Source organism: Bowmanella pacifica (genome assembly GCF_014645355.1).
In the GTDB taxonomy this organism is placed as follows: Bacteria; Pseudomonadota; Gammaproteobacteria; order Enterobacterales; family Alteromonadaceae; genus Bowmanella; species Bowmanella pacifica.
The window spans coordinates 1,342,054-1,355,574 of sequence record NZ_BMLS01000001.1 but is presented as its reverse complement, the minus strand read 5'-3'; the positions used below and the strand labels follow the sequence as shown (position 1 = coordinate 1,355,574).

The 13,521-nt window shown below is 49.2% G+C and carries 16 protein-coding genes; 5 read left to right on the top strand and 11 right to left on the bottom strand.

The annotated features are described in order from the left end of the window. Positions 1 to 2 precede the first annotated feature (2 nt). The 4 genes from tssL to tagH all read right to left on the bottom strand — a co-directional run bounded on the left by tssL (position 3) and on the right by tagH (position 4,551). On the bottom strand, positions 3 to 1,364 hold the full coding sequence (tssL, locus tag IEX02_RS05655; RefSeq protein ID WP_188691418.1) for a type VI secretion system protein TssL, long form: 1,362 nt from the start codon (positions 1,362 to 1,364) through the stop codon (positions 3 to 5). A 2-nt stretch (positions 1,365 to 1,366) separates the two neighbouring features. Beyond that, a complete protein-coding gene (tssK, locus tag IEX02_RS05650; RefSeq protein ID WP_188691416.1) occupies positions 1,367 to 2,689 on the bottom strand; it encodes a type VI secretion system baseplate subunit TssK in 1,323 nt (440 codons plus the stop codon). 28 nt (positions 2,690 to 2,717) lie between these two features. Further along, positions 2,718 to 3,221: a type VI secretion system lipoprotein TssJ gene (gene tssJ / locus IEX02_RS05645; protein WP_188691400.1), complete on the bottom strand. Its 504-nt coding sequence runs from the start codon at positions 3,219 to 3,221 to the stop codon at positions 2,718 to 2,720. Positions 3,222 to 3,321: 100 nt separating this feature from the next. Beyond that, positions 3,322 to 4,551, bottom strand: a complete 1,230-nt coding sequence (gene tagH, locus IEX02_RS05640) for a type VI secretion system-associated FHA domain protein TagH (protein WP_188691397.1) — start codon at positions 4,549 to 4,551, stop codon at positions 3,322 to 3,324. A gap of 230 nt (positions 4,552 to 4,781) precedes the next feature. On the opposite strand from tagH, the gene IEX02_RS05635 reads away from it, so the two are divergent. Further along, positions 4,782 to 5,129, top strand: coding sequence for an MGMT family protein (locus IEX02_RS05635; RefSeq protein WP_188691393.1), 348 nt, complete (start codon positions 4,782 to 4,784; stop codon positions 5,127 to 5,129). A gap of 10 nt (positions 5,130 to 5,139) precedes the next feature. Then, a complete protein-coding gene (locus tag IEX02_RS05630; RefSeq protein WP_229702066.1) occupies positions 5,140 to 5,583 on the top strand; it encodes a nuclear transport factor 2 family protein in 444 nt (147 codons plus the stop codon). A gap of 16 nt (positions 5,584 to 5,599) precedes the next feature. Here IEX02_RS05630 and IEX02_RS05625 read toward each other — a convergent pair whose 3' ends face one another. The 3 genes from IEX02_RS05625 to IEX02_RS05615 form a co-directional block, all read right to left on the bottom strand. After that, positions 5,600 to 6,280, bottom strand: a complete 681-nt coding sequence (locus tag IEX02_RS05625; protein WP_188691390.1) for a choice-of-anchor H family protein — start codon at positions 6,278 to 6,280, stop codon at positions 5,600 to 5,602. Positions 6,281 to 6,452: 172 nt separating this feature from the next. Beyond that, complete coding sequence (locus tag IEX02_RS05620) at positions 6,453 to 6,734, bottom strand: helix-turn-helix domain-containing protein (protein WP_188691388.1); 282 nt, start codon at positions 6,732 to 6,734, stop codon at positions 6,453 to 6,455. 213 nt (positions 6,735 to 6,947) lie between these two features. Then, positions 6,948 to 7,811 (bottom strand): YicC/YloC family endoribonuclease, encoded by an 864-nt coding sequence (locus tag IEX02_RS05615; protein ID WP_188691385.1) that lies wholly within the window; start codon positions 7,809 to 7,811, stop codon positions 6,948 to 6,950. Positions 7,812 to 8,007: 196 nt separating this feature from the next. Between IEX02_RS05615 and rph the strand changes: the two genes are divergently transcribed. Genes rph through tusA form a run of 3 tightly spaced genes read left to right on the top strand, consistent with a single transcriptional unit; the run spans position 8,008 to position 9,615 of the window. Continuing rightward, positions 8,008 to 8,721, top strand: coding sequence for a ribonuclease PH (gene rph, locus IEX02_RS05610; protein ID WP_188691851.1), 714 nt, complete (start codon positions 8,008 to 8,010; stop codon positions 8,719 to 8,721). A gap of 11 nt (positions 8,722 to 8,732) precedes the next feature. Continuing rightward, on the top strand, positions 8,733 to 9,374 hold the full coding sequence (gene pyrE / locus IEX02_RS05605; RefSeq protein WP_188691383.1) for an orotate phosphoribosyltransferase: 642 nt from the start codon (positions 8,733 to 8,735) through the stop codon (positions 9,372 to 9,374). Beyond that, positions 9,364 to 9,615: a sulfurtransferase TusA gene (gene tusA, locus IEX02_RS05600; protein ID WP_188691380.1), complete on the top strand. Its 252-nt coding sequence runs from the start codon at positions 9,364 to 9,366 to the stop codon at positions 9,613 to 9,615. The genes pyrE and tusA overlap by 11 nt, the downstream gene beginning before the upstream one ends. A 266-nt stretch (positions 9,616 to 9,881) precedes the next feature. On the opposite strand, the gene IEX02_RS05595 is transcribed toward tusA, so the two are convergent. From IEX02_RS05595 to IEX02_RS05580, 4 genes are all read right to left on the bottom strand, one after another. Further along, positions 9,882 to 10,346, bottom strand: a complete 465-nt coding sequence (locus tag IEX02_RS05595; protein ID WP_188691377.1) for a hypothetical protein — start codon at positions 10,344 to 10,346, stop codon at positions 9,882 to 9,884. A gap of 102 nt (positions 10,347 to 10,448) precedes the next feature. Next, on the bottom strand, positions 10,449 to 10,916 hold the full coding sequence (locus IEX02_RS05590; protein ID WP_188691849.1) for a Dps family protein: 468 nt from the start codon (positions 10,914 to 10,916) through the stop codon (positions 10,449 to 10,451). 119 nt (positions 10,917 to 11,035) lie between these two features. Then, positions 11,036 to 11,974 (bottom strand): hypothetical protein, encoded by a 939-nt coding sequence (locus IEX02_RS05585; protein ID WP_188691374.1) that lies wholly within the window; start codon positions 11,972 to 11,974, stop codon positions 11,036 to 11,038. Between the two features lie 161 nt (positions 11,975 to 12,135). Then, a complete protein-coding gene (locus IEX02_RS05580) occupies positions 12,136 to 13,416 on the bottom strand; it encodes a metal-dependent hydrolase family protein (protein ID WP_188691371.1) in 1,281 nt (426 codons plus the stop codon). Positions 13,417 to 13,521: the final 105 nt, after the last annotated feature.

The window sequence follows — 13,521 nt, the reverse complement described above, 5'->3', positions numbered from 1 at the left end:
ATTCAATAGGTGCGTATCAAGATCTCCACACGGCGGTTCTGTTCCCTGCCTTGTGGCGTGCTGTTGTCCGCAACCGGTTCGGTATCTGCTTTGCCTTGTGCAACCAGGCGTTCTTGTTGCATACCTTGGTTAACCAGCGCAGTTACTACCGCTCTGGCACGTTCATCGGACAGATGCCAGTTGGAGGGGTAACGCAAGGTACGGATTTTCTGACTGTCAGAATGGCCCGATACCAAAATCGGCCCGGGCAGGTCTCTTAGTGCATTGGCCAGTTGGCTGAAGACCCGATGGTAAGCAGGTGAGACTTGGGCATTACCAGATGCGAAAAGCCCTTTGTTATGCACAGTGATCTTCACGCCTGTGGGTTCTTTTGACAGGCTTAATTGGTGTGCGGCTATTTCCGCGCTTAGGCTGGATTGCAGGGTTTGTAGCAAGGTGTTGGGATCCAATGCCGTATCCAGCGGTTCCATTAATACCGGAACGTTATCCCCCGTCTCTGCTAGCTGTGGAATCTCCCTCCCTAATTGGCCTATTTGCGTAAAGGCGTTGTCCGAGGCTTCATTGATTGAGAAATAAAAGCCTATGTAGGTTATTACCAAAATGCCCGATAAGAGAGAGAGCACCACCCACCAGGGAACCAGTTTGGCGATGGCGGGACGGCCGTCCTGTACGCCTTGCCATTGGGCAGATAACTCGGGTTCAGGTAGTGGCTTGACCTGTCGAAGTGTCTGATACAAGCCGGTTCTAATTTGCTGAAGTGCGGCCTGACCATTTTGTTGAACGGCAAACTTGCCCTGAAACCCCAAGCTCAAACAGTGGTACATCAGCTCCAAAATAGCTTGATTAGCCCCTGGATTTTCCGAACGACTGGCTAGAATTTGAAAAAAACGTTCCCCACCCCTGGTGTCGTTGTGCAAGGAGCTTAGCAGGCTGTTTTGACTCCAATGACTGGCATGTCCCCAAGGGGTATTGAGGACGATTTCGTCAATAAAAGCACATAGGATGTACCGTGCCTCAAGGGCGGTGTCAGGTGCTACCCCTTGCCCGATGCAGGTTTTCTCATAGTTGCACATCAGGCTGGTAATGTGATTCAAGAGCCCCTGAGTGTCACTGTGCTGCAGTGTGTTGCGCAGTTGTCTGGCCAGGGAAAATATCATGGTGGCAGCGTTCAGCAGGATGTGGCTGCCGGATGTACCCAACATGGTGACATTAGGTGCATTCTGCTCTGTTATCTGAGCGGGGGCTGGCTGTTGGGGTTGAACTGGGGCGGCGGCAGGCTGCTGGTGGCCTGGCTCCTCCGTTACTGTGCGGCGCCTGCCTGGCGACGGCATAATAAGCGTGCGGTCGAGATCGTCGTTAACCATAGTTATTGCCTAATTGCCCAGAAACTGATGTCCAGGCCAGGATATTGTCCGGCAACATGCAGAGCCAAGTTGCCGGTCGATTCAATGTCTTGCCAGGCGCTAGTGGTTTTATCCAACTGAAAGTATGTCGTGCCTGCCTGGTAGGGAATTTGTCTGGGAGCCGCAGGAAGTGGACTGATAGTGACCCCAGGGAGCGACTTATTGATCAGTTGTGCGATTTTTTCCACTGAGCCTACTTTCATCTGGCCTGGCAGACCCTGTCTTAAACGATCATCAGGCACTTCTGCCTGTACAGCGAAAACAAACATGGCTTTGCGCAGCATGTCTTGATTGCCGATTGCGCCGGTGCGAATGCCATATTGATTGGGCTGACTCAGTTCAATTTGAGTGGCTGCCTGTTCCAAGACGGCGCTCATGGCCAGTCTGAGACTGGTCATAATAGGCAGGAAGCTCTCTTTCAAGGCATCTTGCCTGTACGCCGGATAGTTGTCAGGTCGTCGGCTCCGGTTTGTGAAGGTCGCCAGCTCCCCTGCGGTTTGTAATAACTGCTGATAAAGCTGCAGTGGATGAATGCAGGGTTGGTGCAATAAATGGTGTATTAAGGGCTCGATGCGATTGATAGCTTGTAGTAGTAGAAAGTCGGCAATTTCGGTGCTGCTTCTTCCTGCGCCGGATACTCTGGCCGCCAGGCTTTCGGCTCGTTGATGGAGCATGGATTCCAGTTCCACAACGAAGGCATGAAGATTTGGCTGACTATTAATATCTATAGTGGGAGGGATAAAATCCTCATCAAGATGGATATTGCGATCGGCGCCAACTTCCAACACTTTTGCCACCGCCAGAGTCTGGAAGGCATCTTGCTGCTGATTTGAAATGGACAGACTAAAGCGCGGCTTAGCTAACTCAATCTCGGCATCTTGTCCGGCCGCATCTGCGCAGTCTTTAACTACCTCGACATAAGCATGGTAGCGCACATGACTATGCGCATTTTCGTTGCTGAACTCCTGCCCTGATTGGGTTGAGACCGGTAGGCTGAGGTAGACGGTGAGATCACGGCTGCCTTCCGGCAGATCCAGCACCGGCATGGCGCCGTCTAAATCAAAGCTCAAGCCATCCGGCAGTACACCCTGGCACTTCTTGAATGACAACTTACCTACCTTTAGCAGCTCTTTATCCAACACCAAGGCATTGAACCCCCAAAAGTACCCTTGTATGCCCTGTGCAATATTGCGCAGTTGCTCGTGCCAAAATCGGTCTTGTTGCTGAAAATGTTGTGGTCTGAGGAACATACCTTCGGACCACGAAACTCTGTTATTGGATGTCATCCCGTCACCACATACTGTGAGCAGCTTGCTACTCAATGGTTAATTGCAATGCGTTGCTACCTAATACAACCCGTATTTCTGAATTTGAATCCGGCGGAAGCTCTACTACGCGTTTCCAAACGGCGTTGTCGATGTCGCGGTAAGCGGCAATTAACCCGATATAGCGGGTACTCTCATCAAAAATGATGTCCTTTTGATATTCCTGGCCTGGCTTTAATTCCATATCGTCGTGGCGGATATAATCGTTACCTAGCTCACCTGTAGCCTTGTCATACAACGAAAAAAAGTCCGCGCTGTTGAATGCGCCAGGGGATCTGAGTTCGTAGAGCCTGACCAGAATGGGTGAAGGGCGACCGTTGATATCTGGATTTACATCGGTGGATGCCACCATAGTAAAGTCAGCTTTGGTGACCACCGAAAATACATCCTTGACCATAGTGCTGGACCCACAGCCCAGCAATGACATGGTTAATAAGAGCGGGACAACCCAGCGATTAACCAGCGTAAAACGCTTTTCTCCGACTCCTGACATCCTTCCCTCCTGGTGTGTTGTTGGAGTACGCTATTTGCTTGTTTTTTAAACGTAATGCCTTTACTTATAGTTGAATTTCCGTGAATGTGCGGGGATATTTTCAGCCGCGTTGTTTTTGATTTTTGATTTGTTGCTCATAGGCTTTGGCAAAGTCCCGACCAAACAGATTTTGCGCGTCCTGCTCGCCGTCCCGGCAAAGGGTTTTATAGAGCAGGATGTAATTGTCCCAATAGGCTGACTTGCGCTGACCAAGAAGTTTTGACATCCCGCCCGAGGCCGGGTTTGCCTGTTCAATTCTCTGGGGGTCAAAAGTGTTCAATAATGACTGCAGGGCATGTTGCATCCCTGCCAGCATGGCGACCTGATGGGCTTTTAAGTCATCGAACGCTTCTTCAAAGGCCCGTTGTGCGTTCATATAGCCTTCACCTCGTTTGGCGAGCAAAGACAACATGGCCTCCTCCACATTGAGGGAAAACTTCAGTGGGTTATTGTCGGTAGGCTTTATCATGGTTTGTGCCAACCTAAACTCACCTTTGATATCTCCCCTGGCAGCCAGCACTCCAATCATTCCTTCGGTCATGCAGCGGAACAGGCTGCCCAACTCATGCATTAATTGCTCTGGCGCAACGGCAAGTCTCTGCTCGTTTGGCAAACCGGCGCCGCTGAGAAATACGCTCAGTAAGTCTGCTTGGCTGGAGGTGGGCTGTGCGGCCGTTGGCTGTTTTGGCTCAACGGGCATGCTGGACTCAGGAAGCTGCGGTGGAGCGGCAGTCTCTGACTGCGAGCTCCAATCTTCCGGGATGCTAACGCCAATATCCGGTGCATCATAATGAGTCTGCGTCATAACCGGCATTTCCACCTCGCTCTGTGCGTGTTCAACCGGTTTCACTTGGCTTGGCGTGAGTAAGTTATGCCAGTCCGTACTTGCATCGTTTGCTTGCACCAGGGGAGGCGGTGGTGACATTGCCTGTTCGTAGTCATCGGAGCGGTCGGTTACCGGAGAATCCTCACTGCTGACTTTGATGTCGTAGTCGCTGATGCGAAATCTGTCACCGTGGCTAAGTTTTACCGAGTTGCCCTTGCCGATAGGCTGAGGAGCTTGATTCAGGTAAACGCCATTGGTGCTCATATCAAACAGCAGAAAACCTTGGGGCTGTGCTTCTATTCGGCAATGTGATTTAGACAAAATGCGGTCCGGATCCGCCAGACACCAGTCGTTGCTCTTGTCCCGGCCGATACTGAGTGTATTGCCTTGCAACTCCATGCTTGAAGGCTGAGCAGCACTCTCTTTCTGGTAACTGATAATTTCCAGTCTTAATGCCAAGGTCATTCTCCACTACTAAATTCCATGCGTGACATTTGCACCTTATGCTCACTTGCGGTTGTGTGCGTGAATAACCCTTGGCAGCACAACGTTCGGCGGGCATGATGAACAGCCTGTTTCCCGACAGGTTGATTTTTCACCACTAAACAATAGGTGAAGGAATAGGCTTTAACAAATAAAAACAGATAGATAGCGTTAATACATTGAGCATGCAAAGTGACCACAAAGCCGTTGATATGCCAGCAGCAACTGAGCCTTACCTGCGCATATGGCATACGGTAAAGTTAATCCCTGTAGGCCGGGTTGCTAGCTACGGTCAGATTGCTGATCTTGCTGGCTTACCCGGTCGTGCACGTATGGTGGGTAAAGCGCTTCAGGCGGCACCAAAGCACATGCAACTCCCCTGGCATCGAGTACTACGTTCAAATGGACACATTGCTTTTCCTGTGGGCTCTGAGACGGCTGAGGAACAAAAGGGACGTTTGCAGAGTGAAGATATTGTGGTGTTGAAGTACCGCGTTCGTTTGGTGGACTATCAATGGCAACCCGATCTGGCTGAGTTATTGTTTGGATTGGCGTTTTAAGGATCTGAAAATGAGTGGACTAGTGAAGTTTATAGGCATGGGGTTGTTTTTGATTGCGCTGTCGGCCACCGCAGAAGAAAGCAGCGACGCCGAGCATATCGAAAACCTGTTAAATCAGTTCTTGGCGGGCGCGACGGTCAATGATGTGAAAATGCATGATAGATTTTGGGCTGAGGATTTGATTTACACCAGTTCGAGCGGAAAGCGCTTTGGCAAAGCGACCTTGATGGCGTCTTTGAGTTCAGCGCCGGCGGCTGGCGAACAAAGGATGCGTTATACGGCAGAGGAGTTGCAGATAAAGCTTTTTGATGATGTTGCCATCATTGCTTTCCGTTTGGTGGGCGAGTCGGCAAGTCAGCGCCACTATTATCTCAATAGTGGCACCTTAGTGAAGCGGGATAACCAATGGCGTGTGGTTAATTGGCAAGCCACCCATATGAAGCCTGAACAGTAACTTGTTCATATCGCGCCTAGGGCGTGTTTCTTGATTTAGTGGTTATTGAACGCCAGAGTGCAAGAGCCAGAAGCATCAAGGCTGCATAGAGACTGGTTGATCCTGCATGAACCTCTTCAACGATAACCACTTGCTGCTCATATTCCCTGCTTTCTAATGGCAGGTAGAGCAGATCTTCATCATCGTAACTGTCGTAGACAGCGACTAATTCGTCAGTATCTCCATCGTACAGTTCTATCAGGAGTTCATAGTCATTGGCTCTGAAGCCTTCCAGCAGGGTTGTGGTGACTTCCAGATAATCGTCGCTGCTTTCGCCATGGACGATAAATTCTGAAGTTGTATGGTACTCGCGAAAGGTTTCGCCGCTGCCCAGATAAAGTCGGGCGTAGACCGGAACTTGTGTATAGACACTGTCTGCATCAAAAGAGAGGGTAAACTCACTATAGTAGCCATCGGCGTCGGGATCACTGAGCAAGGCTATCCAGGCATCATAGATCCAAAAGTCACTGCTATCTGCATGTTGGGGGCGAAGTGACAGCATCCGCGCCGGGGAATTTTTGTCGCTTTTCAGACTAGACTTGGTGCTGGCTGAGCGGGCCTCATTGAGCTGAGATTCCTGGGAACTCGCTCTCCATGTTGGATCAGCCTGACCAGGTAAGCTAAACAATAATAAGATAAGAAAGGGGACAACTTTCATTTTGAATTCTCCATCAGTTGTATTGGTACTGTGGTTGAGTTCGGGTGAATTTGACCTGAATTTGCCTTAATGAAAGCTGAAGCAGTATTGGTTTTGGCTAAAAAGTGAGCGCTTGCTATTTGTGCAGACTTTGGAATAGATGATCGTGGCTCTGTCGCTTTGTTTTACCTGTCTATCCTTCAAATGACCTAACTAACCCCGCTTGCAGGCCAAAAGGTTGAAACGCAGCATTAAATACATGGAAGGTTGGGCTGCCTAAATCTTGTTCAAGATCAGACAATGTTCGGCGGCTTATGCCTATCATCTTCGCATAGTCTGTTTGACTCATTTCCATAATATCTTTTCGCAAAATTTTAAGGATTTGCCCTGCACTCAATTCTTGTCGTTGATATGCAGCGAGTAATTCTTGGATGATTTCCTGCTGCTCATGTTGTGCAATTATTTTCTCTTTCATTGATGTGAAATTGTGCTTTGAAATTATCGTTGTCTACTTAAACTGAGCATTGCTATTGATAATGCTCAGTAGAATTTGTGTGCAAAATATTTCTCGTTTTTTCTTAGCGTTAGGCTGGTTCGCAATCGCTTAGGGTCACAAACCAACCGCCCCGTTATTGTTCAACAGCGAAGTGTCTGTTAGATAATAATGAGAGATAAATTGCACATTACATCATTCGATGTTTTGGATCTGCTCACGCATCTGCTCAATCAGCACCTTGAGTTCCACCGCTGATTGGGTAATGTCGGCATTGATCGATTTTGATGCCAAGGTGTTCGATTCGCGGTTAAACTCTTGCATCATAAAATCCAGGCGTCGTCCACAAGCGCCCCCTTTGTGCAATATTTTGCGCGTCTCGCTGATGTGAGAATTTAATCTATCCAGCTCTTCGGCAACGTCCAAACGCTGAGCTAACAGAATCATCTCTTGCTCAAAGCGGCTGGCTTCCAGCTCAATTTTGGCCTCTTCAAATTTGTTGCTAATACGCTCTCGCTGCCACTCGAGTACTGCGGGCATTGCACCGCGTATGGTACTGACTTCACCTTCTATTGCATCCAGGCGCTGTTCTATCAGGGCGCGTAAGTTGTCCCCTTCGGCGGCTCGGGAGCGTAATAATTCTTCCAGGCTTTTATCAAAAGCACCAAGCAGCTCACCCTGGATAGCATCCATATCCGTTTCTTCTGCACTGATGACACCTGGCCAGCGTAAAACATCAAACGGATTCACTCCGGTTGATTGGCCGTGTGACTGCACCCAATCGGCCGCTTCCATTAACTGTCTGGCCAGAGATTCATTCAGGGTAACTTTGCCTACTGCTGCATCGTTGGCGGTAAAACGCAAAGAACACTCGACTTTCCCACGCTGTAGAGACTTACGAAATCTCTCACGCAGCAAAGGCTCTAAGCTTCGAAACTGTTCAGGCAGACGAAAATAGCTTTCAAGATAACGTTGGTTGACCGAACGTATTTCCCATACGGCATTACCCCATTGTGCCTTGTGCTCAATCCGGGCGAAGGCCGTCATACTGTATATCATGTGTTTATCCTGAACGTTTAGTTGAGGGCAGTATACCCCAACTGGAAATTATGCAGAACCGGTGTAACAAGGTGCGCTTGAGTCTGCATCGACTATTGGTTGTCTTTCTGTCTCGACTGGTTGTGTATTTTATGCAGATGTCATGTTGTCATTGGGCTATAATGCCGGCCAATCCAGCCCGTCAGAGGAAATCAACATGCGTCCAAGCGGCAGAACGGCCAACCAAATCCGTCCTATTACCATCACCAGACAATTTACCTGCCATGCAGAAGGCTCTGTGCTGATTGAGTTTGGCAATACCAAGGTTATTTGTACTGCTTCTGTAGAAGAGGGAGTTCCCCGCTTTATGAAAGGTCAGGGTAAGGGGTGGATTACTGCTGAGTACAGCATGTTGCCACGCTCCACTCATACGCGCAGTGACCGTGAAGCTGCACGTGGTAAGCAAGGTGGTCGTACACTGGAGATTCAGCGACTGATTGCACGTTCATTGCGTGCAGCAGTAGATCTGAGCATGCTTGGTGAGAACACCATTCTGTTGGATTGCGATGTGATTCAGGCCGACGGCGGTACCAGAACTGCATCTATCACCGGTGCCTGTGTTGCGCTTGCTGACGCACTGACCTGGATGCGTGCGAAAGGGTTAATTAAGGCTAACCCCATGAAATACATGATTGCTGCAGTCTCGGTGGGCGTTTTTAAAGGCACCCCTATTGCCGATCTGGAATATACGGAAGATGCGGCAGCGGAAACCGATATGAACGTAGTGATGACCGAAACGGGTCAGCTTATTGAGGTGCAGGGAACGGCAGAAGAGGCTCCTTTCAGCTTTGAAGAAATGCAAGAAATGATGGAACTTGCCAAACATGGGTTGCGCGAGATCTTTGATGTTCAGCGCGCGGCTTTGAACTGAGGTTGAACAAGATGCAGGATTACCAAAAAGCCTTTATAGAATTCGCGTTGGCCAGGCAGGTACTCAAGTTTGGTCAGTTCAAACTGAAGTCTGGACGCACCAGTCCGTATTTCTTTAATGCAGGATTATTTAATACCGGCAGAGACCTGGCCAAGCTAGGTCAGTTTTATGCCGCTGCTCTGGTAAATGCCAAGGTGGAGTATGATCTCCTTTTTGGGCCCGCCTACAAGGGTATTCCTATTGCCACCACTACGGCGGTTGCCCTGGCTGACAAATATGACATAGACAAGCCTTACTGTTTCAATCGTAAGGAAGCCAAAGACCACGGTGAAGGTGGAAACCTGGTGGGAAGCCCTCTGCAGGGCAAAGTGATGTTGGTGGACGATGTGATAACCGCTGGCACGGCAATTCGTGAGTCAATGCAGATCATTCAGGCAAATGGCGCAACGCTGGCCGGGGTACTGATCGCGCTGGATCGCCAGGAAAAAGGCCAGGGTGAGCTGTCGGCTATTCAGGAAGTGGAGCGCGACTTTGCTACGAAAGTCGTTTCAATCGTTAGCCTCGCTGACCTTATCCACTACCTGCAGGATAAGCCGGATATGGCTGAGCATTTACAGCAAATCCAAGAGTATCGCCAGGCTTATGGAATTTGATTTCGATAAGGCTGATGAGGAACTGGATACGCTGGGGTTACGCTGTCCTGAGCCGGTAATGATGGTTCGTTTGGCTATCCGCAAAATGCAAGACGGGCAAACTATCTTGGTGACGGCAGATGACCCGGCTACCACACGCGATATACCCAGTTTTTGCCGCTTTTTGGATCATCAGCTTTTGAAGGCTGATACCACGCAGACCCCCTATCGTTATCTAATTAAGAAAGGCTCCGCACAATAAATAGCGGTGTCGTTCTTATCCAGCGATAGCATTCTTGTTAGTTTGTACTTACATTGCATAGGGCGCACTCAAGCAAGAGGCGCCTGAGCAATGCTGCTGAATGGCTGTCACTGCAGCGCAAGTCTTCAATATGTAGTTGATGGTGACTGATGAGCTTGGCCAGCGTATCCATACGGATCCTTAAATTCAAAAAGTCTTCCTGATGACTCACCATACTTATCCTCCTTACTGATTGCTTATGATTGAATGAGAGCCAAGGCTGAGCGTCAGTGAACCATAGCTGCCCGCTGAAACAGTGAGCCGGAGGCTGTTCGTTGTCTTTCCATATGCAAAAATTCAGTCAGTTTTTTATGTAATAGGCTTATGCAGCCTGACAGACGAGCACTGCCACCCACATCAGTGCGTTGCTGGGTTTCAACTAACAGAGTGATGGCTTGCTTAATGATCTCGCGACCATGGCGAAAACGGCCCATTCTGTAGTAGTTGTCGGCTAGCAGTAGTGCCGACGACGTCAACTCTGTGGCGGCGAGTTGGGTATCGATGTCTATGCTGCCCAATAATAGCGAGGCCGCCTCAAACGCACTACCTATGTAGGGGAGTGCCCTGTGCCATTGCTCGGTCTGTCTCAACATGGAAGCGCTGTGTATGCATTGCTGTAGATGCGTTAAGGCGGCTTGGGGATTCGTTGCCAGCCAGGCGCGGTGGTAGTTGCAAAGGAAATGTGAAGGCATAGGCTATTCCATGAATATCTAAAAGACTATCCATAAAATAGTTTAAATGAGAATTATTATCAACCGTGTCGTTGGGCGGCAGATCTCTCTGCCGCCATCGGGTTATTGCATGGCTCGCAGCATCCAGGCAGTTTTTTCGTGAATGCGCATACGATCGGATACTAAGGCTGCAGTGGACTCATCATTCCCCTCTTGTGCCAGCTTCAATACTTCACGGCAGGTTTTTACCACTTGCTCATGGCTCTTATTGAGAATTTTGACCATATCTGCAGCAGCGGGAACATCTTCTACTTCCTCTATGGAACTGAGTGATGCAAAGGCTTTATAGGTGCCTGGCGCCACGACACCGAGGGTGCGAATACGTTCCGCGATGTCATCTACCGCGACGGCCAACTCGGTGTAATGTTCCTCAAACATCAAGTGCAATTCTCGAAACTGTGGTCCAGTCACATTCCAATGAAAATTGTGTGTTTGGAGGTAGAGAGTGTAGGAGTCTGCCAGCAAACGTTTTAGCCCTGTGGCGATATCCTGTCGGTCTTGAGTCGTAATCCCTATATCAATGTTACTCATCATAATTCTCCGAGTTAGTGTAGGAAAAAGATAAACAGCTTCTACATAGCATTGGGGTTAAATGCTGAGAGTTCAAGAGTAAGGACTATATCGGACTAATCGGTTTTTCCGGTATAGCACTATGGTCTCCTTAAGCGGGCCATAAACGCAGACTCCTCGGGGATTTGCATCTGCGGCAGCGCTTGTTTTACAAAGTTCACTGCGATATCAGAGGGAAAAGTGGTGGTAAATTTAACTATCTTGTCTTGCTGAATAAAAAAGAAGTAAGCGGCGTAAAAGGGCTCAGAATCCGCACTAATGATGCTGGCATCGAGATAATAACCTTGAAAATCGAGACCTTGCTGTGTCCAATTGATTGAGGTATCTGCGGTCATCGTCAACGGCGGCAATTGGTGTTGTCTGGCGAACTCGAACAAATTATCCCTCAGCTTATTCGTTTCCTCCGCTATTAGCGCGGCGCGGTTCGATAGGTCGCTGGCAGGTATGGGGTAAATACTTACTTCTATTTTGTCGCTATTAAAATCCGGGTTCTTGTAAGTTAATGCAGATCCTTGGAAGGGGTCGTTGTAGACCCGCTTGTGGCTAAGATGGAAACCCGCAATTTGAGCTGGGGCCCATAAGTCTGCGGTGTAGTTGTCTGCATCCAGGGCTTTTGCCAGATAGCTTGCGCTAAAGGCGTTATCTTGCTTTACGTCTTTTAACAATGCCTTAGTGAGCGCAACGTCAAGGAAGGGGGTCTGCGCAGTCTCGAATTGGTACTTGTAGGTGTGCAGGGGAAGCCCTTGCCAGGCAAGAAGCACATGAATGAATATATGGTTATCATTTCGCGCACGGGCGAGCAGAAATTCATAGTCGGCGCCGGGGTGCTCAGAGACTAGCGGAAAGCCTCCGGAATCTTGCAGTTGTTGGGCTATGCCGATTAGATGAGTCGGCGTCATATGACAAGATTCTGCTTGTTGACGGCACCAGTCGCTTAACTCGTTATCTGGCTGTTGGGGGAATATGCCGACAGCAGGTAAGTTTATCTCGGTCGCACTGGGTAATTCGGGTTCTTGCACAGCAAGAGAACACCCGCATAGACAAATCAGCAGCCACGCTAGTATGTTTGTGCGCAAAGTCATAACCCGCTGAAAACAGAAAACTGATTGTACGAGGCGACGTGGAAATTGCCTATGGATATTTTGCAAGTCAGGCAAGACATCCTTGTCCTGCAGTTTGATCATTGCTTCACTATTTCGCCGTCTTTCATCACAAAGCTAATGTGGGACAGCAGGGAGATGTCTTGCAAGGGATCGCCTTGAACACCAACTAAATCAGCCAGTTTACCGCTTTCCACTGTACCCACTTGGTCGGAAATACCGAGTAATTCAGCGCCGTGGAATGTGGCAGAACGAATTGCCTCCACTGCTGGCATGCCTGCTTCGACCATCAAAGCAAACTCTCGGCCATTGTCGCCATGAGCTGAGACGCCAGAGTCGGTGCCAAAGGCGATTTTAACGCCGGCTTTGTATGCCCGTGAGAAGGTGTCCTGCATCAAAGGACCAATGGCCGCGGCCTTGGGTCTGACCAAGGCGGGAAAGAAGCCGTCGATCTTGGCCTTTTCTGCTACCCATTCACCGGCCATTACCGTTGGCACGTAATAAGTGCCGTGTTTTTTCATTAACTTGATCACTTCGGCATCCATATAGGTGCCGTGCTCAATGGAGTTAACGCCGGCTTGAATGGCCCGCTTCATGCCCTCTTTGCCGTGTGCATGCACCGCAACCTTCATGCCGTAGTCTTTGGCTGTTGCCACTATGGCTTCTAGTTCATCTTGCATAAACTGGGGATTCTGACCGCTTTTGGCTACGCTAAGTACACCGCCCGTGGCTGTGATCTTTATCAGGTCAGCCCCGTCTTTGTAGCGTTGACGTACCGCTTTTCTAGCCTCTGCCTCACCATTTACCACACCGTCAGCTGGGCCTGGGTCACCCATTAATTGTTTGGCTCTGCCGTTGCTTGGATCCGCATGGCCGCCTGTTGTGGCGATAGATTTCGCTGAGGTGTAAATACGTGGTCCCTGAATAATGCCGTTATTAATGGCATTACGCAGTGCAACTGTCTCATTGTAACCGTCCCCTAGGTTGCGCACCGTTGTAAAGCCTGCCCGTAGTGTTTTGCGGGCAAAGTCGACGCCCTTTAACGCATAGTCAGCCTCATTTAAGGTAAAGCGCTCCATATAAGACCCGGGGCCTTGCTGAGAGCTTAAATGGGTATGCATATCCATAAGCCCTGGCATCAGAGTGCCACTGCGCATATCGATCAACTGGTCATTTTCGCCTGGTTGCAGATAACCGCTTTTGACATCAAGGATTTTGTTTCCGTCGACGATAACAGTCATCTTTTTCAAGACTTTAGTATCTGCTGCCGATATCAGTTGACCGGTGTGAATGTAAGTGGCTGCGATGCTCTGCCCAGCTAAACAGGTTAGGCTGAGCAGACAGAGATGTTTTATTTTCATTATCGTTCCCTTTGTTGCACTTGTTATCGAAACACAATAGAGCAGTTCCCGGTGAACGGCAAAGGATAGAAGAAAGTGAAAAATTAATGCCAGTAGTTAGCCAAA